At 75.3% G+C, this 22,437-nt stretch carries 17 protein-coding genes; 14 read left to right on the top strand and 3 right to left on the bottom strand.

The window, feature by feature from the left end:
• Positions 1-1,659, bottom strand: a 1,659-nt coding sequence (locus ACFYPR_RS31740) for a hypothetical protein (RefSeq protein ID WP_387264269.1), incomplete at its 3' end; no start/stop codon positions are given.
• Between ACFYPR_RS31740 and ACFYPR_RS31735 the strand changes: the two genes are divergently transcribed.
• Both ACFYPR_RS31735 and ACFYPR_RS31730 read left to right on the top strand, forming a co-directional pair.
• On the top strand, positions 1,648-2,676 hold the full coding sequence (locus ACFYPR_RS31735; protein ID WP_387264276.1) for a hypothetical protein: 1,029 nt from the start codon (positions 1,648-1,650) through the stop codon (positions 2,674-2,676). The two genes, ACFYPR_RS31740 and ACFYPR_RS31735, sit on opposite strands and share 12 nt — an antisense overlap.
• Positions 2,673-3,698, top strand: a complete 1,026-nt coding sequence (locus tag ACFYPR_RS31730; protein ID WP_354861615.1) for an HAD-IIA family hydrolase — start codon at positions 2,673-2,675, stop codon at positions 3,696-3,698. The genes ACFYPR_RS31735 and ACFYPR_RS31730 overlap by 4 nt, the downstream gene beginning before the upstream one ends.
• A gap of 18 nt (positions 3,699-3,716) precedes the next feature.
• Here the strand turns inward: ACFYPR_RS31730 and ACFYPR_RS31725 are convergent, their stop codons facing one another.
• On the bottom strand, positions 3,717-4,055 hold the full coding sequence (locus ACFYPR_RS31725) for an SCP2 sterol-binding domain-containing protein (RefSeq protein ID WP_354861616.1): 339 nt from the start codon (positions 4,053-4,055) through the stop codon (positions 3,717-3,719).
• 111 nt (positions 4,056-4,166) lie between these two features.
• Here ACFYPR_RS31725 and ACFYPR_RS31720 point away from each other — a divergent pair, with 111 nt between their 5' ends.
• The 5 genes from ACFYPR_RS31720 (at position 4,167) to ACFYPR_RS31700 (ending at position 10,920) form a co-directional block, all read left to right on the top strand.
• Positions 4,167-4,862: a hypothetical protein gene (locus tag ACFYPR_RS31720; protein WP_387264264.1), complete on the top strand. Its 696-nt coding sequence runs from the start codon at positions 4,167-4,169 to the stop codon at positions 4,860-4,862.
• Positions 4,859-5,164: a hypothetical protein gene (locus ACFYPR_RS31715; RefSeq protein ID WP_387264261.1), complete on the top strand. Its 306-nt coding sequence runs from the start codon at positions 4,859-4,861 to the stop codon at positions 5,162-5,164. Before ACFYPR_RS31720 ends, ACFYPR_RS31715 begins: the two co-directional genes overlap by 4 nt.
• A gap of 37 nt (positions 5,165-5,201) precedes the next feature.
• Positions 5,202-6,062: a TlyA family RNA methyltransferase gene (locus ACFYPR_RS31710; protein WP_387264258.1), complete on the top strand. Its 861-nt coding sequence runs from the start codon at positions 5,202-5,204 to the stop codon at positions 6,060-6,062.
• A gap of 94 nt (positions 6,063-6,156) precedes the next feature.
• Positions 6,157-7,041 (top strand): NAD kinase, encoded by an 885-nt coding sequence (locus ACFYPR_RS31705; protein ID WP_355139518.1) that lies wholly within the window; start codon positions 6,157-6,159, stop codon positions 7,039-7,041.
• A gap of 159 nt (positions 7,042-7,200) precedes the next feature.
• The gene (locus tag ACFYPR_RS31700; protein WP_387264256.1) at positions 7,201-10,920 is read left to right on the top strand and encodes a S8 family serine peptidase; all 3,720 of its coding nucleotides are present in this window, start codon (positions 7,201-7,203) and stop codon (positions 10,918-10,920) included.
• Between the two features lie 56 nt (positions 10,921-10,976).
• On the opposite strand, the gene ACFYPR_RS31695 is transcribed toward ACFYPR_RS31700, so the two are convergent.
• A complete protein-coding gene (locus ACFYPR_RS31695; RefSeq protein WP_363941264.1) occupies positions 10,977-11,996 on the bottom strand; it encodes a helix-turn-helix domain-containing protein in 1,020 nt (339 codons plus the stop codon).
• Positions 11,997-12,098: 102 nt separating this feature from the next.
• Between ACFYPR_RS31695 and recN the strand changes: the two genes are divergently transcribed.
• From recN to ACFYPR_RS31660, 7 genes are all read left to right on the top strand, one after another.
• The gene (gene recN / locus ACFYPR_RS31690; protein WP_354861628.1) at positions 12,099-13,856 is read left to right on the top strand and encodes a DNA repair protein RecN; all 1,758 of its coding nucleotides are present in this window, start codon (positions 12,099-12,101) and stop codon (positions 13,854-13,856) included.
• Between the two features lie 119 nt (positions 13,857-13,975).
• Positions 13,976-15,154, top strand: a complete 1,179-nt coding sequence (gene steA / locus ACFYPR_RS31685; protein ID WP_234591007.1) for a putative cytokinetic ring protein SteA — start codon at positions 13,976-13,978, stop codon at positions 15,152-15,154.
• 27 nt (positions 15,155-15,181) lie between these two features.
• A complete protein-coding gene (locus ACFYPR_RS31680) occupies positions 15,182-16,123 on the top strand; it encodes a copper transporter (RefSeq protein ID WP_354861630.1) in 942 nt (313 codons plus the stop codon).
• Positions 16,124-16,196: 73 nt separating this feature from the next.
• Complete coding sequence (locus ACFYPR_RS31675; protein ID WP_354861632.1) at positions 16,197-17,063, top strand: hypothetical protein; 867 nt, start codon at positions 16,197-16,199, stop codon at positions 17,061-17,063.
• Position 17,064: 1 nt separating this feature from the next.
• Positions 17,065-18,759, top strand: coding sequence for a lipid II flippase MurJ (gene murJ, locus ACFYPR_RS31670; RefSeq protein WP_355069051.1), 1,695 nt, complete (start codon positions 17,065-17,067; stop codon positions 18,757-18,759).
• A gap of 31 nt (positions 18,760-18,790) precedes the next feature.
• Positions 18,791-19,948 (top strand): glycosyltransferase family 4 protein, encoded by a 1,158-nt coding sequence (locus ACFYPR_RS31665; RefSeq protein ID WP_354859370.1) that lies wholly within the window; start codon positions 18,791-18,793, stop codon positions 19,946-19,948.
• Entirely contained in the window at positions 19,948-22,404 is a 2,457-nt protein-coding gene (locus ACFYPR_RS31660) for a hypothetical protein (RefSeq protein WP_355069068.1), read from the top strand. Before ACFYPR_RS31665 ends, ACFYPR_RS31660 begins: the two co-directional genes overlap by 1 nt.
• The last annotated feature ends 33 nt before the right edge of the window (positions 22,405-22,437 follow it).

Raw genomic sequence — 22,437 nt, 5'->3', positions numbered from 1 at the left:
GGCGGTTTCCGTGGCGGTGACCGCGAGGGCGGTTTCCGTGGTGGCGAGCGTCGTGAGGGTGGTTACCAGGGCGGTGGCGACCGTGGCCGTTCCGGCGCCCCCCGCGAGGGTGGTTTCCGTGGCGGCGACCGTGATGGGTCGCGTTCGGGTGCGCCGCGTGAGGGTGGCTTCCGTGGCGGCGACCGTGATGGGTCGCGTTCGGGTGCGCCGCGTGAGGGCGGTTTCCGTGGCGGTGACCGCGAGGGCGGTTTCCGTGGTGGCGAGCGTCGTGAGGGTGGTTACCAGGGCGGTGGCGACCGTGGCCGTTCCGGCCCGCCCCGCGAGGGTGGCTTCCGCGGCGGAGACCGCGAGGGCTTCCGGGGCGGCGACCGTCGTGAGGGCGGCTTCCGTGGTGGCGACCGTTCTGAGGGCGGCTTCCGTGGTGGCGACCGTTCTGAGGGCGGCTTCCGTGGCGGCGACCGTCGTGAAGGCGGCTTCCGTGGCGGCGATCGCGATGCCCCGCGTTCCGGCGCGCCGCGTGAGGGTGGTTTCCGTGGCGGTGACCGCGACGGTGGTTTCCGTGGCGGCGACCGCCGCGAGGGTGGCGGCTTCCGTGGCGGCGACCGTGATGGGTCGCGCTCGGGTGCGCCGCGTGAGGGTGGCTTCCGTGGCGGTGACCGCGAGGGCGGTTTCCGTGGTGGCGAGCGTCGTGAGGGTGGTTACCAGGGCGGTGGCGACCGTAGCCGTTCCGGCCCGCCCCGCGAGGGTGGCTTCCGTGGCGGCGACCGCGAAGGTGGCTTCCGTGGCGGCGACCGTCGTGAGGGCGGTTTCCGGGGCGGTGACCGTGACGGCGGTTTCCGTGGCGGCGAGCGCCGCGAGGGCGGCTTCCGCGATGGCTCCCGCTCCGGTGCGCCGCGCGAGGGCGGCTTCCGTGGCGGCGACCGCGATGGGTCGCGCTCGGGTGCGCCGCGTGAGGGTGGTTTCCGTGGCGGCGACCGCGATGCCCCGCGTTCCGGCACGCCGCGCGAGGGTGGTTACCAGGGCGGTGGCGACCGTGGCCGTTCCGGCCCGCCCCGTGAGGGTGGCTTCCGCAGTGGTGACCGCGAGGGCTTCCGTGGCGGAGACCGTCGTGAGGGTGGCTTCCGTGGCGGCGACCGCGACGGCTCCCGTACGCCGCGTGAGGGTGGCTTCCGCGGTGGTGACCGTCGTGAGGGTGGTTACCAGGGTGGCGGCGACCGTGGCCGTTCCGGCCCGCCCCGCGAGGGTGGCTTCCGTGGCGGAGACCGCGAAGGTGGCTTCCGTGGCGGCGAGCGTGGTGGCTCGCGCCCGGGCGCACCGCGTGAGGGCGGTTTCCGTGGCGGCGACCGCGACGGCGGCTTCCGGGGCGGTGACCGTCGTGAGGGCGGCGCACCCCGCGAGGGCGGCTTCCGAGGCGGTGACCGTCGCGAGGGTGGCTTCCGCGGTGGGGACCGTGACGGTGGCTTCCGGGCCGACGAGCGGCCCCGTCGCGAGGGCGACTTTCGGCGCGACGACCGTGGCGCGGCCTCCGAGTCGTCCGAGGGTGGGCGCAGCCTGGCCCCGGCGTTGCCGGACGACATCGTCGCGACCGACCTGGACAAGGACGTCCGTGCCGAGCTGCTCTCGCTGAACAAGCCGGTTGCCGAGACGGTGGCCCGGCACCTGGTCGCCACCGGTCAGCTGATCGACGAGGACCCGGCCGAGGCGTTGGCGCACGCGCTGGCCGCCCGACGGCTCGCGTCGCGCATCTCCGCGGTCCGTGAGGCGGTCGGCCTGGCCGCGTACCACGCGGGGGAGTGGCAGACGGCGATCGCCGAGCTGCGGACGTACCACCGGATGACCGGCCTGCAGAGTCACCTGGCCGTGCTCGCCGACTGCGAGCGTGCCCTGGGCCGGCCGGAGCGGGCCATCGACCTGTTCCGCGGCGCCGACCAGGCGAAGCTGGACCAGGCCGTCGCGATCGAGCTGCTGATCGTCGCGGCCGGGGCACGGGGCGATCTCGGCCAGAAGGACGCCGCTGTCGCGATGCTCCAGGTGCCGGACCTCACCAGCGAGGCGACGGTGCCGTGGACGGCGCGACTGCGGTACGCGTACGCCGACGCGCTGCTCGCGGTGGGCCGACGTGAGGAGGCCCGCGAGTGGTTCTCCCGCGCCGCCGACGTGGACACCGAGGGCGAGACCGACGCCGCGGAGCGGTTGCTGGAACTCGACGGCGTCGTCATCGAAGGTGATGACGAGGACGAGGCCGAGGAGATCGCCGCTGGCCCGGGTGCGCCCGGCGCGGTGCCGGCCCAGCCGGACGCCGACCTGACCGTCGGCGACGTCCTCGACGCCGACGACCTCGAGGACGAGGACGACCTCGACGACGAGGACGACCTCGAGGACGACGACGACCTCGAGGACGACGACGAGGACGACGAGGACGACGAGGACTACGACGACGACGAGGAGGACGGCGTCGCCGGCCGCTCGGACGAGCACGAGGGCGGCGAGGACGTCGCGGGCGACGACGAAGACGAAGACGTCGACGACCGCCACCCGGACGCGGGCGACGTCGCCCCGGCAGCCACCACGGACCGGAGCACGCCCGCCAGCGACGACAGCCGCGCAGGCGGCGCGGTGAACGGCGACGGGACCGCCCCCACCCGGGGTGACGAGCCGGAGTCGACGCAGCGGTGAGCGCGGACGCCGGGAAGCGGCTGATCGACGGGTACACCCTGGTGGTCTTCGACCTGGACGGGGTGATCTACCTGATCGACCGGCCGATTCCCGGCGCGGTCGACGCGGTGGCTCGGCTGCACGCCGAGGGGCGGGCGGTGGCGTACGCCACCAACAACGCCTCCCGCCGCTCCAGTGACGTCGCCGACCTGCTGACCGGGATGGGCGTGCCGGCGCGGCCGGAGGAGGTGCTCACCTCCGCCGCCGCGTCGGCCGAGCTGCTGCGCGAGCGCCTGCCGGCCGGAGCGCCGGTGCTGGTGGTCGGCGCGGAGGCGCTGCGCGCCGAGCTGCGCGCGGTCGGACTGACCCCGGTCACCCGCGCCGACGAGAAGCCGGCCGCGGTGGTGCAGGGCTACGGTCCGCAGGTCGGCTGGGCCGAGCTGGCCGAGGCGTCGATCGCCGTACGGGCCGGGGCGATCTGGGTCGCCACCAACACCGACCGGACGCTGCCCAGCGCCCGGGGCCCCCTGCCCGGCAACGGGTCGCTGGTCGCGGTGCTGCGAACCGCGTTGGAGCGGGACCCCGACCTGGTGGTCGGCAAGCCGGAGTCGGCGCTGTTCGAGACCGCCGCCCGGCGCGGCGACGGCGGCCGAGCCCTGGTCGTCGGGGACCGGTTGGACACCGACATCGAGGGCGCCCGCCGAGCGGGACTGGACAGCCTGCTCGTGCTCACCGGCGTCAGCGGCGTACCCGAGCTGCTCGCGGCCGAGCCACGACGGCGGCCCACGTACGTCGCGCGGGACCTGGCGGGGCTCTTCGACCCGGCGGCGGCCGTGCAGGTCCCGGGCTCGACGAACGGCGGCGGCTGGTCCGTCACCGACCGCGACGGGACGCTGGAACTGGCCGGCGCCGGCCGGGATCTGGACGCTCTCGCCGCGCTCTGCGCGGCGGCGTGGTCGGCTCCGGAGCTGCCGGCGATCCGCGCGGTGGGACCGGACGCGGCTGCCGCGCTGGAGAGCTTCGGGTTGGCCACCGACGGGTGACGCCGTCGAGCGCGCTCGTCAGAGCAGCTTGCGCAGCTTCATCAGGTCGAACGGGTTGGCCTTGATCGACACCCGGCGGGAGGTGACCGCCTTGGTGACGTCCAGGTCACCTCGGACCAGGGCGAGCAGATCGTCGCTGGACGTGCTCAGCGCGATCTTGGCCTTCGGGTCGTCGCCGTCGGTCAGCTCGACCAGCCGGCCACCGCTGATCTTGCCGTGGAACGCCGTGTCCAGGTCGGTGATCCGGCAGGCCAACGTCCGGTCCAGGTCGATCCGGTCGCGGACCGTCTCGGCGTTGCGGTCCAACCGGGCGGCCAGCTCCTGCAACGCCTGCCGGCACTCGTCCACGCTGGCCACATCTCCCCCTCGCCGATCGCCACGCCGTCCCCGGCACCGTACCGCACGAGACAGTCCGGGGTGCCCGGTAGCGTGACACCTGCAGACCCCGCCCCATGGAAGGACTCAGGCATGCAGGACGCGTGGCGCGCCTACCTCGAACTGGCCCTGGGCCTGGCGGAGGCGCCCCGGAAGAAGGCCCAGGACGCGGTGCGTCGCCTCGTCGGCTCGGGCGGCGCGACCGCCGCCCAGCTGCAGGCCCTCGGCGAGGAGCTGGTCACCACGGGCGCCGCCAACCGGGAGGCGCTGACCAAGCTGGTCCGCTTCGAGGTCGACCGGGCCCTGGGCGCGGTCGGTCTGGCCACCGCCGACGAGGTGGCCGAGCTGACCCGACGCGTGCGCGACCTGGAACGGCAACTGCGCGAGGCGCGCGCCACCGAAATGGCCGCCGGGCCCGCCCCACAGCTCGCCGTGCCCTCGACCGGGCCCGCGCCGCAACCCGATCCGACCCGCGCGGCGCAGCCCGGCAGCGGCCCGGTGCCGTCGGACGGCCCCGCCGGAGCGCCGGTCTCGGCGCCGGTGGCCAGGAAGGCCTCGGACGGTCCCGCCGCAGCGCCGGTCTCCGCGGTGGCCAAGAAGGCCGTCGCCAAGAAGGCGCTGGCCAAGAAGGCTGTCGCGAAGAAGGCCATCGTGAAGAAGCCGCCCGCGACGATCAGCCGGACCGACGACGACACCCCGCCGCCGGTCGGGCAGGACGACACCCCGACACCGGCGGTCATGCCGGCGAAGAAGGCCGCCCGTAAGCGCCGTCCGGACGGTGACTCGTGAGCGACGGCGCGCGTCCCGGCCCGCCGCCCGGCATCCGCCCCGGCCCGCCGGGAGGCTTCCGGCCCGGCCCGCCGCCGGCCGGGTCGTTCGCCGCCCGGCCCAGCCCGCCGGTGGGCGCCCGCCCCGGCCCGCCGCCCGAGGGCGTCGACGTCGGCGACGACACGGCCCGCCACCCGGCGGTGGACGCGGCCGTGCGGGCCATGGACAACGCGGCGACGCTCGCCCCGGCCGACCAGATCGCGCAGTACGAGGCGGCCTACGAGACGCTGCGCGAAACGCTCGCCACCATCGACCAGACCTGAGCAGGACGACCAGGTCGGACAGACCGGAGAACCACCCATGGCACGTCGCAACCGGCTGGACGCCGAACTCGTCCGCCGCGGGCTGGCCCGCTCGCGTGAGCAGGCCGCCGCGCTGGTCGAGGCCGGCCGGGTCCAGCTGCGCGGAGTGCTCGCGCGCAAGGCCGCCGCGATGGTCGACCCCGCCGATCCGCTGCTGGTCACCGGCGAGGACCCGACCGAGGAGTACGTCTCCCGGGGCGGGCACAAGCTCGCGGGCGCGTTGGCGGCGTTCGAGGCCGGTGGCCTACGCGTCGCCGGGCGGCGCTGCCTGGACGCCGGCGCGTCGACCGGGGGCTTCACCGACGTGCTGCTGCGCGCCGGCGCCGCCGAGGTGGTGGCCGTGGACGTCGGCTACGGGCAGCTCGCCTGGTCGCTGCGCACCGACGAGCGCGTCCGCGTCCTGGAACGCACCAACGTCCGTACCCTCGTCGCGGACGCGATCGGCGGGCCTGTCGATCTGACGGTGGCCGACCTGTCGTTCATCTCGTTGCGGTTGGTGCTGCCGGCCCTGGCCGGCTGCACCCGCGACGACGGCGACCTGGCGCTGATGGTGAAGCCGCAGTTCGAGGTGGGCAAGGAGCGGGTCGGCGCCGGCGGCGTCGTCCGCGACCCGGCGCTGCGCGCCGAGGCGGTGCTCGACGTGGCCGCCGCGGCCGCTCAGCTCGGCCTCGGGTTGGCCGACGTGGCGGCCAGCCCGCTGCCCGGGCCCAGCGGCAACGTCGAGTTCTTCGTATGGTTGCGCCGGGACGCACCACCGGCCGACCCGCAGCGCGTGCGGGCCGTGGTGGAGGCCGGGCCAAACGGCCCGACGACGGCCGGCGACGTGCCGGGCGTGGCGGCGGAGGAGGTCGCAGGGTGAACGCGTACAGCGAACGGCGCACGACGGCACGCGGCCGTGCCGGGGCGGCGGCGACGGCAGTGTGCCGTCCGATGGCGGACGGGCGGCCGCTCCGATGAGCCGCACGGCGCTGCTGGTGACCCACACCGGCCGTCGACGCAGCACCCAGCACGCCCGGTCGGTCGCCGCCGACCTCATCGCCGCGGGCTTCGAGGTGCGGGTCATCGCCGAGGAGGCCGACGACCTCGACCTGCCCGGGATGGTTCCGGTCACCGGCCCGGAAGCCGCCGAGGGCGCCGAGATCGTCTTCGCGCTCGGTGGGGACGGCACCTTCCTGCGCGCGGCCGAGCTGGCCCGCCCGGCGAAGGCGCCGCTGCTCGGCATCAACCTCGGCAAGGTGGGCTTTCTCGCCGAGGCGGAGATCAATGATCTGGACACCGCGGTCCGGGACGTCGTCGAGCGCAACTACACCGTGCACGAGCGGCTCACGCTCGACGTCACGGCCGAGTTCGACGGTGGCCCGACCATCGAGTCCTGGGCGCTCAACGAGATCAGCGTCGAAAAGGGGGAGCGGGCGCAGATGCTCGAACTCCTCGTCGACGTGGACGGCCGCCCGCTGTCCCGCTACGGCTGCGACGGCGTGGTCTGCGCCACCCCCACCGGCTCCACCGCCTACGCGTTCTCCGGGGGCGGTCCGGTGGTCTGGCCGGAGGTGGAGGCCCTGCTGCTGGTGCCGATCAGCGCGCACGCGTTGTTCAGCCGCCCCCTGGTCACCGCACCCACGTCGACGTTCATCATCACCGTCGACCCGTTCACCACCCTCGCCGTGCTCGCCTGCGACGGCCGGCGGGTCTACGACCTGCCGCCCGGCGCCCGGGTGACGGTGCGTCGAGGCGCCCTGCCGGTGCGCATCGTCCGGCTGCGCGCCCGTCCGTTCACCGACCGGCTGGTCGCCAAGTTCGGTCTGCCGGTGCACGGGTGGCGGGGCAGCCGCCGGTGACTGTGGGGCACACCGTCGGTGTCCGGCGGTTGTCCACCTGACGACATGTCGCCGCTGCGGCGGCGCAAGGCTAGTGACCTGGTTGTGCGCTGCGTCGCAGACTCCGATCGGTCCTCATCTACGGATGGCGGGCCCACCGGAGTTTAAGGAGCGCATCGCATGCACTGGTCCCCCCGCTGGCTCAGCGCCGGCGCGGTCGGCGCGCTGGTGGTCGGCCTCGCCGCACCGGCGTCCGCCGAGCCGCCCGTCCCGCCCACCGGCCCGAGCCTGGGCACGTCCGCCCCGGGCGCCGCGCCCGTCCGCATCACCCTCATCACCGGTGACCAGGTCGAGCTGGCGCCGGCCGCGCCGGGCCGGGTCGCCGCCACCGTACGCCCGGGACCCGGGCGCGAGCGGGTCATCTTCCAGACCCTGGAGGTCGACGGCGGGCTGCGGGTGCTGCCCAGCGACGCCCTGCCCTACGTCTCCAGCGGCGTCCTCGACGCCAACCTGTTCGACGTGCAGGAGTTGGCCGCCGACGGCTACGGCGACGCCGCGCAGGGCGCCCTGCCGCTGATCGTGCGCTACCAGGAGCAGGCGGCCGGCGGGGTCCGGCCGCTCGGCGGCGTCACCGACGCCCGCCCCCTGGAGAGCATCAACGGCGCCGCGTTGCGGGTCGGCAAGGCCGACCTCGGTGGACTGTGGAGCACCCTCGCCGGCACGCCGACGAGCCGGACCACGGCCGCCGCGCCCCGCCTGGGCGGCGGTATCGCTTACGTCTGGCTGGACGGGCGGGTGCACCCGACGCTGGAGCACAGCGTCCCGCAGATCGGCGCCCCGACGGCCTGGGCGGCCGGCCGCGACGGCAGCGGCGTGAAGGTGGCCGTACTCGACACCGGCGTCGACGCCACCCACCCCGACCTGGCCGGACGGATCGCCGAGGCGCGGGACTTCTCCGGCAGCGGCAGCGCCCGCGACGGCCACGGCCACGGCACGCACGTCGCGGCCACCATCGCGGGCAGCGGCGCCGCGTCGGCGGGGCTGCGCAAGGGCGTCGCGCCGGGCGCGCGACTGCTGGTCGGCAAGGTGCTCGACGACGGCGGCTCGGGCTACGACTCGGCCATCATCGCCGGCATGGAGTGGGCCGCCCACTCCGGCGCGAAGGTCGTCAGCATGAGCCTCGGCGGCGACCCGACCGACGGCACCGACCCGATGAGCCAGGCGGTGAACGACCTGACCGCCGAGACCGGCGCGCTCTTCGTGGTCGCCGCCGGCAACGCGGGCGCGGCGCGTACCGTCGGCTCGCCGGGCGCGGCCGCGGCGGCGCTCACCGTCGGCGCGGTGGACCGCGACGACAACCTGGCCGAGTTCTCCAGCCGTGGGCCGCGCCTGGGCGACAACGGCCTGAAGCCGGAGATCACCGCGCCGGGCGTCGGCATCGTCGCCGCGCGGGCCGCCGGCACCACCATGGGTACGCCGGTGGGCGACGCCTACACGACCGCGTCCGGCACCTCGATGGCCACCCCGCACGTGGCGGGCGCGGCGGCGATCCTCGCGCAGGACCACCCGGACTGGTCCGCCGGCAAGCTGAAGGACGCGCTGGTCAGCACCACCAAGGCGAACCCGGCGCTGACCGTCTTCGAGCAGGGCGGCGGTCGGGTCGACGTGGCGCGGGCGCTCACGCAGCGGGTGTACGCCTCGGCCACCGCCGACTTCGGCCGGATCACCACCGGTGGCGCGGCGGTGCAGCGCACCGTGACGTACACCAACGACACGACGGGCGCGCAGACCCTGCGGCTGGCCCTGGACCTGCGCAACCTGGACAGCGGCGCGGCCGAGAACGACGGGGTCGCCGTCGCGTCCGGCGAGGTGACCGTGCCGGCGGGCGGCAGCGTGGCGGTGCCGCTGCGCGCCGACCCGGCGAAACTGGCCCGGGGCCCGCACGGGGGATGGCTGGTGGCGACCGGCGCGGACGGCGTCGCCGTGCGCACGCCGGTGGGCCTCACCGTCAGCGGTCCGATCCACGACGTCACGATCAAGGTGCTGGGCCGGCAGGGTCAGTTGACCCTCTCGCCTGCGCTGACCCTCTTCGGTGAGCAGCCCGAGTCGGACTACTGGGGCTGGTGGCCGGGCGAGGGCACCCTGCGGGTCGAGGAGGGCACCTACCTGCTGACCGCGCTGGTCGAGCACGGCGCCCCCCTCGACGAGCAGCTGACCGAGGCCGTCGAGCCGGAGCTGACCGTCGACCGGGACCTGACCGTGGTGCTCGACGCCCGCACGGGCACGCCGGTGCGGATCGAGACGCCGAAGCCCAGCGAGCAGCGGGCCACGCTCAGCTTCTACGTGCACCGGGTGTTGGGCAACGGCCGGCAGATCGATCACGGCGTCATGGCCTACAGCACCATTCAGCAGGTCAATGTCACGCCGACCCGCCAGGTGCGTCAGGGTGAGTTCGAGTTCGCCTCCCGCTGGCAGCTCGTCGCGCCCATGGTGGACGCCACGATCAGCGGGGTGTCCGGCCCGTCGGACATCAACCTGCTGGGCACGTCCCCGGCGCCGACCGGTCGACGGAAGCTGCCGCTGGTCTGGGCCGGCACCGGAACCCCGGCCGAGCTGGCCCGGGTGCGGGGTGCGGCGGCGCTGCTCGCCGCCGACCCGAACCGTAACGAGAATGAGCAGGTGGCCGCGGCGGCGGCGGCCGGCGCCGCGGCGGTGCTGATCGTCCGGCCGGAGGACCAGAGCGCGTGGACGGTCTGGCGGCCGGCGGGGGAGCGGCTGTCCATCCCGGCGATGGTCGTCGCGTACGACGACGGGCAGCGGCTGATCGCGGCGGCGCGCAAGGGCCGGGCGACGCTGGACCTGACGCTGACCGTGGACAGCCCGTACCTGTACGACGTGTGGCAGGTGTCGAAGGGTCGGGTGCCGGAGCGGATCGTGCACACGGTGACCGCGAAGAACACCGCCGAGGTGACCGCCAGCTACGGCGACACGGGCGCGGGCTGGGCCACCGAGGAGCGGTTCGGCTGGCGTCCGTGGCAGGAGTACTCCTGGAACGACGACCAGCGCCTGGTCCGCAACGGGACCACCCGGCAGGAGTTCGTCAGCGCCGGGGACTCCTGGTGGCAGCACCGGGTGCTGCACAAGCAGATGTACATGCAGTGGGGGCAGGTGACCGGTGGGCTGACCCAGGAGCCCCGGCGGTACGCCGCCGACGACCGGGAGACCGAGACCTGGCACGCGCCGGTGGTCCGTCCGGCCGTGCCGGCCAGCGGGACGCCGGTGCCCACCCGCACGGGCGACAGCCTGGACGTGCGGGTGCCCGAGTTCGTCGACGCCGACGGGCACTACAGCGTGGCCGGCAACAGCGAGGAGGCGGACACCGTCGAGGCTCGCCTCAGCCGCGACGGTCAGCAGATCGCCGACCTGTCCGGCGGCTGGGCGCCGGTGCCGACCACAGCCGGGGCGGCCCGCTACCGCCTCGACGTGACGACGCGCCGGGCCTCGAACGAGTGGCGTTACGCCACCCGCACCGACACGGCGTGGCAGTTCAGCTCGGCCCGGCCGGCGGGTGACGCCGCCGTGCCGCTGTCGCTGCTGCAGGTGGACTACCGGGTGCCTGCCGACCTGCTCGGCACCGTACCCGGCAACCGACCGCACCAGCTGGGGCTGACCCTGCGCCAGCCGACCGGAGTCGCCGCCCCGACGGGCACCAGCCTGACGGTGCAGGTCTCCTTCGACGGGGGCGTCACCTGGCGGTCCGCGCCGACCAGAGGGTCGGGGACCCGCTGGACCGCGACCGTGCCGGCCGGGCGCGCAACCGTGTCGCTGCGGGTGCACGCCACCGACCGCAACGGGAACTCCGTCGACCAGACGGTGCTGCGCGCGTACGGGCTGCGCTGACTCCGAGCGTGTCCGGCCGGGCCCGCCGTCGCTTCGGACGGCGGGCCCGGCCGCGTTCAGAGCCAGCCGCGCCGGGCGACCTGGAACGCCAGCCCGGGTCGGGTGTCCACGCCAGCGGCGTCCATCAGGTCGGCGAGGCGCCGCTGCACCGTCCGGCGGCTCACCCCGAGCTGGGAGGCGATGGACTTGTCCGGTACGCCGGCCACGAACAGCGACAGCAGCCGGGCCTCGTCGGCGTCGGGCTGGTAGCCGTCGACCGGACGGTCGTCGGCCTCGTCGCGCCGGATCTCGGTCGCGGTGGCGGCGAGCGGGTCGTCGAGTCGCAGCCGGGTGGCCACCCGCCAGTGGCTCTCGAAGAGGGCGAGCAGCGCGTCGAGCAGTTGGCTGCGGCCGATCACCGCGGCGCTCGGCTCGCCGCCGTCGCGGTCGGGCACCAGCGGGCAGATGGCGGTACGCGCGTCCACGATGGCGAGTCGGACCGGCAGCCGGTCCAGCACGCGGGCCTGCTCGCCGGCGGCCACCCCCTTGGCCAGGTCGGCCAGCGCGCCCGGCTCCAGCAGCAGGTCCCGTTCGTAGATGGCCCGGTAGCTCACCCCGCGGGCCAGCGCGTCGAACTCCTCGACGTTCTCCGGGCCGGCCATTGCGAGGGGGTTCGCCCGGCAGAACCACAGCACCTCGTCGCGGGCCGAGTTCTGCAGGTCACGCAGCCGGTCGCGCAGCACCCGACCGCCCCGGATCACCTCGACCAGGTGGTCCACGTGGTGGCGGCGCAGCCCGGAGCGGTACTCCTCGGCCAGTTGGGTGACCCGGCGCCGGGCCGCCTCCAGGTCCTCCTGGCGGCGCAGCAGCGTCGCGCCGAGGGCGACGTCCGGGGCGGTCGGGCGCAGCGGGGCGTCCGGGTCGTTGTCGGTGGGCTGCACCAGACCCTTGGCCCGCAGCGCCTCGACCTGCTCGACGACCTGCGCCCGGGGCCGTCGCAGCCGGCGGACCAGCTCGTCGACGCGGGCCGTGGTGAGTTGGAGCAGGCAGCGGTAGAGCTCCTCCTCGGCGGGGGTCAGGCCGATCACGTCCGACACGGGGCAAGACTGTACGTCGGTAAGGTGCGGGCCGTGCCGGGGCCCGGCCGTGGGGCCCGTCGGCTGGTCAACTGTCGGCCCTCGCGTCTACTGTCGGGTGCTGTGCTGGAAGAGCTGCGCATCACCGGACTCGGCGTCATCGAGGACACCACGCTGCCGTTGACCGGCGGGATGAACGTCATCACCGGCGAGACCGGTGCCGGCAAGACGATGGTGGTGACCGGCCTCGGCCTGCTCTTCGGCGGCCGGGCCGACGCCGGGCGGGTCCGTGCCCAACCGGGCCGGGCCGTGGTCGAGGGGCGGCTACGCCTCTCCGGCCGGGTCGCCGACACGGTGCACGCCCGGATCAGCGACGCCGGTGGCGAGCCCGACGAGGACGGCTCGTTGCTGCTCAGCCGCACGGTGACGGTGGAGGGCCGCTCCCGGGCCCACCTCGGTGGCCGGAGCATGCCCGTGTCGATGCTGGGCGAGGTCGGCGAGCAGGCGGTGGCCGTGCACGGCCAGTCCGACCAGTTGCGGCTGCTGCGCCCCGCCGAGCAGCGGGCCGCTCTGGACCGGTTCGCCGGGCCGGCGCACGAGAAGCTGCTCGACGCGCTGCGCGAGGCGTACACCGGGTGGCGGCGGGTGGTCGACGACCTGGCCGACCGGCGGCGCAACGCCCGCGAGCGCAACCAGGAGGCCGACCTGCTGCGACTCGGCCTCGACGAGATCACCCGCGTCGACCCGCAGCCCGGCGAGGACGACGAGCTGAAGACCGAGGCGCAGCGGTTGGAGCACGCCGAGGGCCTGCGGACGGCCGCGCAGGTGGCCCAGCAGTGTGTGGCGGGCGGCGCGGAGGCGGCCGACGAGACACCCGACGCGGCGGCGCTGCTCGGCACGGCCCGGCGCACCCTGGAGGCGCAGGCCGGCACCGACCCGGCGCTTGGGGAGCTGGCGGCCCGCCTGGAGGAGGCGGCCACGCTGGTCACCGACGTCTCCGCGGAGCTGTCGGCGTACCTGGCGACGCTCGACGCGGACCCGGCCCGGTTGCAGCACGTCTACGAGCGGCGGGCCGCGCTGCGGGCGTTGACCCGCAAGTACGCCGACGACGTCGACGGCGTCATCGCCTGGGCCGACCGGGCCCGCACCCGACTGTCCGACCTGGACACCTCCGACGACCTGCTCGACGAGCTGGACGCCGAGGGGCAGCGGCTGGCCGGCGAGGTGGCCGACCTGGCCTCCCGGGTGTCCGTGTCCCGGCAGGAGGCGGCGGTCCGCTTCGCCGACCAGGTCACCGTCGAGCTGGCCGGTCTGGCCATGCCGCACGCCCGGATCGAGGTGGCGGTGCTGCCCCGACCGGCCGGACGGGCCGAGCCGACGCTGACGATCAACGGCGTCGAGGCGGGTGTCGCGGCGGACGGCGGCGACGAGGTGGAGCTGCGGTTGCTGGCCCACCCGGGCGCGCCGTCGTTGCCGTTGCAGCGCGGCGCCTCCGGCGGCGAGCTGTCCCGGGTGATGCTCGCCATCGAGGTGGTCTTCGCCGGCTCGGGCGGCCCGCCCACGCTGGTCTTCGACGAGGTCGACGCGGGCGTCGGCGGCCAGGCCGCGGTGGAGATCGGCCGCCGGCTGGCCCGGCTGGCCCGCAGCCACCAGGTGTTGGTCGTCACCCACCTGCCGCAGGTGGCCGCGTTCGCCGACCGGCACCTGGTGGTGGCGAAGGACACCGGCGGCGCGGTGACGACAAGCGGGGTACGCGTGGTGGAGGACACCGAGCGGGCCCGGGAGTTGGCGCGCATGCTCGCCGGTTTGCCCGATTCGGATCTGGGTATCGCCCACGCCGAGGAGCTGCTGGCCGTGGCCGCCAAGGAAAGGCGGTTGTGACGCCGCGTATTGTGAGCGCAAGCACACCGGCTTGTGCCGACGTGTGCTTCCCTGGGTAGGCGGCCCTGCTCAGGCATGTCGCGACAGAAAAGCCTGCCTCACATGCCAGGATGGTCACGATGCGTCTACCCACGTTGCGCCGGAACCGAAACGCGGAGCCGGGCAGAGTCCTCGGCACCGCGCGCCTTGATCGCCGGACGAAACGGCTGGTCGGGCGGCTGCGCCCCGGTGACATCGCGGTCATCGACCACGTCGACCTGGACCGGGTGGCGGCCGACTCGTTGGTCGCTGTCGGTGTCGCGGCGGTGCTCAACGCCAAGCCGTCGGTCTCCGGCCGCTACCCCAACCTCGGGCCGGAGGTGCTGATCGCCGCCGGCATCCCGCTCCTGGACGATCTCGGGGAGGGCGTCTTCGAGCGGATCCGCGAGGGCGACCAGGTCCGGATCGAGGGCAACACCGTCTTCGCCGGCGAGGAGCCGGTGGCGCACGGCACCCTGCAGGACGCCGAGTCGGTCGCCAAGGCGATGTCCGACGCCCGGGAGGGGCTGTCGGTGCAGTTGGAGGCGTTCGCCGCCAACACGATGGACTACCTGCGCCAGGAACGCGACCTGCTGCTCGACGGCGTCGGCGTTCCGGACATCCAGACCCAGATCCAGGGCCGGCACTGCCTGATCGTGGTGCGCGGCTACGACTACAAGGCCGACCTGGACGTGCTGCGCCCGTACATCCGGGAGTTCAAGCCGGTGCTGATCGGCGTGGACGGCGGCGCGGACGCGCTGGTCGAGGCCGGGTACACCCCCGACATGATCATCGGTGACATGGATTCGGTCACCGACGACGTGCTGCGCTGCGGCGCCGAGGTGATCGTGCACGCCTACCCCGACGGGCGGGCGCCCGGCCTGCCCCGGGTCAACGGCCTCGGCGTCCCGGCCATCACCTTTCCGGCCGCGGCGACCAGCGAGGACCTGGCGATGCTGCTGGCCGACGAGAAGGGCGCGTCCCTCCTCGTCGCGGTGGGCACCCACGCCACGCTCGTCGAGTTCCTGGACAAGGGGCGCGGCGGAATGGCCTCCACGTTCCTGACCCGGTTGAAGGTCGGGGGCAAGCTGGTCGACGCCAAGGGGGTGAGCCGGCTCTACCGGCAGAGCATCTCCGGCTCGTCGCTGCTGCTGCTGGTGCTCTCGGCGATCGCGGCGATGGCCTCCGCGGTGGCCGTCTCCACCGTCGGGAAGGCGTACCTGGGCGTGGTCGCCGAGTGGTGGGACAATTTCGTGTTCCAGTTGTACCGGCTCTTCTAGTTCCCGACCGATCAAGAGGCTGCAAGCGTGATCAACTTCCGCTACCACGTGGTGTCCCTCACCGCGGTCTTCCTGGCTCTGGCGATCGGCCTCGTGGTCGGCACCGCCGCCCTCAACGGCCCCGTCGCCGACTCGCTCAAGGAGCAGGTCACCGGGCTGCGCAAGGACAACCAGCAGTTGCGGCAGCAGGTCAACAGCATGGAGAAGCAGCTCGGTCTGGAGGAGGAGTTCGCCGAGCAGGTGTCCCAGGTCGTCCTGCCGGGCACGCTCACCGGCCGCCGGGTGGTGGTGCTCAGCCTGCCCAACGGGCGCGACCACACCGAGGGCGTGCTCAAAAAGCTCCAGCAGGCCGGCGCCACCATCACCGGCCGGGTCGACCTGCAGGACAAGTTCATCAACCCGGACAACAACTCCAACCTGCTGGAACTGGCCGTCACCGCCGCTCGGCCGACCGCGCAGACCACCGGCCTGCCGGGCAACGGCCACGGCGTGGAGACCTCCAGCGCGCTGCTGGCCAGCGTCCTGCTGGACCGGGCGCAGGGCACCGCGCCGGTCAGCGACGCCGACCGGCGGGCGGTGCTCGCCGCGTACAACAACGCCGGCTACCTGACCACCGACAACAACAAGGTCACCGGGCCGGCCGAGGCCGTCGTCGTGGTCAGCGGGCAGCCGTACGTCGACAAGGACTCCGAGAAGCGGGACGAGTCGGTCGTCAAGATCGCCGAACAGTTCGACCGGACCGGGTCGATCGTGGTGGGCGGCAACGGCTCCGCCGGTGGCAACGTGGTGTCCGTGGTCCGCGGTGACCCGGTGCTGTCGCAGACCATCTCCACGGTCGACAACGCCAACACCGTGCAGGGCCAGCTGGTCACCAGCCTCGCCCTGGTGCAGCAGCTCACCGAGAAGAAGGCCGGCCAGTACGGCGTCGGCGACAATGCCGCGTCCCTGCTGCCTAGACTGCCCCAGTGAGCGAACGACGTACCCCGGTGTCCGGAACCGACGCGCCTGAGCGGGCGACCCTGCGCCCGAGCGAGGTGGCGGCGTGAGGATGCTGGGCCGGCTGCTGATCGCCGGGGCCGGTGCCGCCGCCGCCCGGTACGCCCTCCGCGAGGTGCGGACCGCCCCGGTGGGTCCCACGCTGGAGCGCACCAACTTCCGGGGCCGGACGGTGACCCTGGCGGCCGGGCCGGCGCTCGCCGCCGGTGCGACAGCCGCGGGCGTGTTCGGCGCCACCAGCGCCGCCTCCGGTGGCGCCGCCCTGGTCGCCGGCCTCGGCGCCGGCGGTGTCGGGCTCTACGACGACGTGGTCGGAGCACGTCCGGAGCAGAAGACGGCCAAGGGCTTCGCCGGGCACCTCGCCGCGCTGCGCGAGGGACGCGTCACCGCCGGGCTGGTCAAGATCATCGGGGTGGGCGCCGCCGGGCTGGGCGCGGCCGCGCTGCTCGCCGCCGACCCGCGGGTCGCCGCGCACCCGCGCCGGAAGCGCCACGGCGCCGTCGGCCGGGGGGTCGACGTGCTGCTCGGCGCCGGGGTGATCGCCGGCACCGCCAACCTGCTCAACCTGCTCGACCTGCGGCCCGGCCGGGCCATCAAGTCCGGGCTGCTGCTGGGCGTGCCGCTGGCCGGTGGCCCGCACGGCGGGATCGCGGCCGGCGCGGCCGGCGCCGCCGCCGGCCTGCTCCGCGACGACCTGTCCGAGGACGTCATGCTCGGCGACAGCGGCGCGAACGCGCTCGGCGCCCTGCTCGGCGTCGCGCTCGCCGCCCGCAGTGGCCCGCTCGGCCGGGCCGGTCTGCTGGCCGTGCTCGCCGGGCTCACCGCCGCCAGCGAGAAGGTCAGCTTCACGGCGGTGATCCAGCGAACCCCGGGCCTGCGGCAGCTCGACGCACTGGGCCGACGCGCCGACTGACGTGACCAGACCGGCACCCCTCGCCGGCGCCGGCCGGCTGGCCGGGGCAGCCGCGCTCATCGCCGTCCTCACCGTGCTCAGCCGGCTCGCCGGCTTCGGCCGTACCGCCGTGTTCACCTGGAGCCTCGCCCCGACCGACCTGGGCGGCGCCTACGTGGTGGCCAACGCGGTGCCGAACTTCATCTTCGAGATCGTCGCCGGTGGCGCGCTGGCCAGCCTCGTCGTACCGCTGCTGGCCGGGGCGGTCGAGGCCGGCGACCGCACGGCGGTCGCCCGGACCACCGGCGCGCTGTTGACCTGGACGCTTGCCCTGCTGGTGCCGCTCGCGCTGGTCGTGGTGCTCTTCGCCGGCCCGGTGGTCGAGTCGCTGGGCCACCACCTGACCGACGCCCAGCAGCAGAGCGGCGTACGGATGCTGCGGGTCTTCGCGCCGCAGCTGCCGCTGTACGGCGTCGGCATCGTGCTCACCGGGGTGCTCCAGGCGCACCGGCGCTTCGCCTGGCCGGTGCTCGCCCCGCTGCTGTCCAGCCTCACCGTGATCGTCGTCTACCTGGGGTTCACCGCCACCCAGGGCCGGTACGCCACAGTCGCCGGGGTGAGCCCCGGCGGCGAGCTGCTGCTCTCCGCCGGCACCACCCTGGGCGTGGTGACGCTGTCGCTGTCGCTGCTCGTCCCGGTGCGCCGGCTGCGCCTGGGGTTGCGGCCCGGGTTCGGGTTCCCCGCCGACGCGCGGGCCCGGGTCGGCGCGTTGGCGGTGGCGGGCGCGGTCACCGTCACCACGCAGCAGATCGCCCTGATCGTCAGCCTGAACCAGGTCACCGCGGGCGCGCGCAGCAACCCGGGCGTCTACAACCTGGCGCAGACCGTCTACCTGCTGCCGTGGGCGGTGCTCGCGGTGCCGCTGGCCGTGGCGGCCTATCCGACGCTCGCGGCGGCGCGGTCGGCCGGCAACGAGGACGGCTACCGGGCGACCCTGGCGCCGGCCGTGCGCGGGGTGCTGCTGTTCAGTTGCCTCGGCGCGGCCGCGCTGGTCGGGACCGCGGGGCCCGTCGGGCACTTCTTCTTCCCCGCGTCCACCGCGCCGACCGCCGCCGCCGCGATCATCGGGTACGCCCCGGGCCTGGTCGGCTACGGCCTCTTCGCGATCCTCACCCGGGCGCTCTACGCGCGCGGGGAGACCCGGGCGGCGACCGCCGCGACCGCCGTCGGCTTCCTGGTGGTGCCGCCCGTCGTCCTGCTGCTCGGCGCGATCCTGCCGTTGACCGACCGGGTGCTCGCCGTGACGTCCGCCAACTCGGTGGGCATGGTGGTGCTCGGCGTGTTGCTCGTCACGGCGGTGCTGCGCAGCGCCGGCCGGCCGGCGCTTGCCGGCGCGGCGCGCGCCGGTGTGGCCGGTGGCCTCGCCGGGCTGCTCGCCGCGCTCGCCGGGCTGGGCGTGAGCCGCTGGCTCGACAGGCTGGACGGCGGCACCCCGACGACGGCCGCGGCACTCGGTCAGGGCATGCTGTCCGGGGTCTTGGTCGGTGTCGTGTTCCTCGTCGTGGTCTGGTTCGTCGACCGGCGGGACGTACGGCCGCTACTGACCGGGGTGGTACGCCGCCTCGGCCGGCGAGGGCCGCGGGGCCGGGCCGGCACGTCGACGCCGGGCGCGGTCCCCCCGGAGCGGGGCGACGGGAAGGAGACGGCGGTTCGGTGAGCGTTGTCAACACCAACCGGCGGTGGCCGGCATGACGGAGACAAACGGCTGGTCGGGCTCCGTGGCGCTGCTGCTGGCTTCCAGCACCGGCGGGGTCGGCCAGCACGTCCGCTCGGTGGCGCGCGGGCTCGTCGCGGCCGGTGCCACAGTGCTCGTCTGCGGGCCGGCGGCCACGCAGGAGCAGTTCGACTTCACCGGCGTCGGCGCGCGTTTTGAGCCGGTGGAGATCCCGGCCAGCCCGACCCCCGCCGACGCGCGGGCGGTGCTCGCCCTGCGGCGGGCGCTCGCCGCGGCCCGCGTCGACGTGGTGCACGCCCACGGCCTGCGCGCCGGTCTCGTCGCCGTGCTGGCCCGTCCGTCCGCCCCGCTGATCGTGACCTGGCACAACGCGGTCCTCGTGGGCGGCCTGCGCGGCGGGGCCTCGCGGCTCGTCGAGCGGGTGGTTGCCCGGGGCGTCCGGGTGGCGCTCGGCGCCTCCACCGACCTGGTCGAGCGGGCCGCCGCGCTGGGCGCCGCCGACGCCCGACTCGCCCCGGTCGCCGCCCCGGCGCTGCCCGCGCCGCGTCGACGCCGCGCCGCCGTGCGCGCCGAGTTCGGCGTACGACCGGAGCAGCCGTTGCTCGTCTCGGTGGGGCGGCTGCACCCGCAGAAGCGCTACGACGTGCTGATCGACGCGGCCGCCCGCTGGCGTACGCGTACCCCGCCGCCGGTCGTGGTGATCGCCGGGAGTGGCCCGGCGTACCTGCCGCTGGCCGCGCGGACCTCGGCAGCCCGAGCCCCGGTGACCCTGCTGGGGCACCGCACCGACGTGGCCGACCTGCTCGCCGGCGCCGACCTCGCGGTGGTCACCAGCGACTGGGAGGCCCGGCAGTTGTTCGCCCAGGAGGCGATGCGGGCCGGCGTGCCGCTGGTGGCGACCGCGGTGGGTGGCCTGCCGGAGCTGGTCGGCGATGCCGCCGCGCTGGTCCCCGCCGGTGACGTGGACGCGGTCGACGCGGCGGTGCGCGCGCTGCTGGACGACCCGGAGGCCCGGGCCGAGCTGGGCCGGCGCGGCGCCGAGCGGGCGGCGACGTGGCCCACCGAGGCGGACACGGTGGCCGTGCTGGCGGCCCTCTACGCCGAACTGACCGCCCGTTCGACTCCTCCGGCGGCCCCCGGCTCCGACGCGCCGATGACGGGACACCGGTGATGCTGCGTCGACTCGCTCCCGCCCTGTTGACCGTGCTCGTGGTGGTGTTGGGCGTCACCGCGCTGTCCGCCCGGCCACCCCAGGGCACCCCGCAGCGCACCGCCGACTTCGTGGTGCTCGCCGGGATCGCCGGACTGCGCTGGGAGGACGTCGACCAGCAGAGCACCCCGACGCTGTGGCGGATGGCCCGGGACGGCTCGATCGGCTCCCTGTCGGTGCGGTCCGCGCACCGGCCCACCTGCCCGGTCGACGGGTGGCTGACCCTCGGCGCGGGGAGCTTCGCCGCGTGGAACGGCACCCGGCCCGACGGCGGCTGCCCGCCCGCCGGCGTGGCCGTGGAGCAACCGGACGGGATCGGCGCGAACCTGCCCGACCAGGAGAGCGTGGTCCAGTACAACCAGCAGCGGCTGCCCTGGGGCACCATGCCCGGGTCGCTGTCGGAGTCGGTGCGCTGCTCGGTCGCCGTGGGTCCGGGCGCCGCCGTGGCCGCCGCCCGCCCGTTCGGCCGGGTCGACAGGTACGCCGCGGGGCTGCCGGCCGATCCGCGCCGGCTGCTCGGCTCGTGCGTGCTGAGCATCGTCGACCTCGGCACGGTCGAGGGGACCGACCCGGTGGCGCGTGCCGAGCAGGCGCGGGCCGCCGACGCCCAGTTGGCCCGGGTCCTGGCCGCCCGGCCGGAGCGGTCGCTGGTGCTGGTGGCCGGAATCTCCGACACCGAGCAGCCGTCGCGGCTGCACGTGGTGGTCGCGGACGGGCCGGGCTGGGAGCGGGGTTGGCTCACCTCGGCCAGCACCGGCCGCGACGGTTACCTGCAACTTGTCGACCTCGCGCCGACGGCGCTGACCGCGCTGGGACGGCCGATGCCGGAGCGGTTGTTCCTCGGCCGGCCGGCGGTCAGCACCGGCGGCCGCCCGTCCGACCTGACGGAGGCGATCAACGCGCCGGCGGACGCCGACCGGGAGGCGACGGCCCAGCGGGCCGTCTCCGGCCGGTTCTTCGCCCTGCTCGCCGGGCTTCAGGTGCTGCTGGCCCTGGCGGTGCTGCCGTTGCTGCGCCGGGCCCGACCACACGCCGGCCCGGCCGGCCCGACCCCGGTCTCCGCCCGCGTCGTGGCGGTGGTGGAGTTGCTGCTGGTGGCGGCCGCGTTGGCCGTTCCGGCCGCGCTGCTCGCCGACGCCGTGCCCTGGTGGCGGGGCGAACACCCCGGATGGATCTTCGGCGCGGTCACCGCGCTGCTGGTCGCGGGGGGCACCGCGGCGGTCCGGTTCGCCCCCGGGTACGCGAACACGCTCGGCCCGTTCGGCGCGGTGGCCGGCCTCACGACCCTGACCGTCGGGCTGGACGTGCTCACCGGGTCGAGCCTGCAGCTCAACAGCGTGGTCGGCTACTCGGCGTTGCAGGGTGGCCGGTACGCCGGGCTGAGCACCGTCGGGCTGGGAGTGTTCCTCGCCGGCGCGCTGGTGACCGGCGGGTGGTTCGGCCAGCGGGTGCACCGCCGCTGGCGGCCGGCCGTGATGGTCGCCGTGGGCGGTCTCGCCGTGGTGGTGGTCGGCAGCCCGTACCTGGGCGCCGACCCGGTCGGCGCGATCGCGCTGACCGCCGGGCTGAGCGTGGCCGCGGCGATCAGCGCCGGCGGCTGGCTGACCATCACCCGACTGGCGTGGGCCACCATGGCCGCCCTGGCGGTCGGCATCGGCTTCGCCGTGGTCGACCTGCGACGGCCGGCGGCCGAGCGGGGGAGCCTCGGCCGGTTCCTGTCCGCGGTGGCCGACGGCACCGGCGGGTTCACCGTGCACCGGTCCAGCACGGCGAACTTCGAGACGTTGGTGAACAGCCCGTTGACCGTGCTGGCGCTGGCCGGCGGGCTGCTGGTGTGGTTCGCCCTGCTGCAGCCGTGGGGCGGGCTGCTGCGGCTGTTCGGCATCTACCCGGCGATCCGGGCCGCGCTGGGCGGCACGGCGGTCGCGGCGGTGCTGGGTGGCGTGCTCGACGGCGCGGCGCTGGACGTGGCGGGCGCCGCTGCCGCCCTGGTGGTGCCGATGGCCGCGCTGGCGTCGCTGCGCGTGCTCGGGCATGCCGCCGACCGGACCCGCCCGAACACGGGCCGTGCCCGGGAGAACGGGGCCGACGACGACTCGGGCTCCGGCGGCGACGGGCCGGCCGGGGGAGGCGACGGTCCGACCGGTGGCGGTGGACCGCTGGGCGCGGGTCACCCCCGGCCGATCGGCGGCCCGCCCGCAGCGCCCCCACGAGTGGTCGTGCTGCCCCCGGGCCCGGACGCGCCCGTGGGCACTCCGGTGGTCGACGGGCCCGCCCAGTCGCCGCCGGAGCGTCCGGCGGCGGACGCGGCGACCGGGGCGCCCTCCGCGCCGGCGCAGCGACGATCGGCGGACACACCGGCGGACACCCCGGCCGCGCCGGTCACCCGGCCATCGACCGAGGTTGCCGCTTCCTGACCGCCGGACGTCGTCCTGGTGACCCGGCGCTGT

This window comes from Micromonospora sp. NPDC005254 (assembly GCF_042872525.1).
Taxonomy (GTDB): Bacteria; Actinomycetota; Actinomycetes; order Mycobacteriales; family Micromonosporaceae; genus Micromonospora.
The sequence above is the reverse complement of the archived record's forward strand: the minus strand, read 5'-3'. Positions and strand labels throughout refer to the sequence as shown.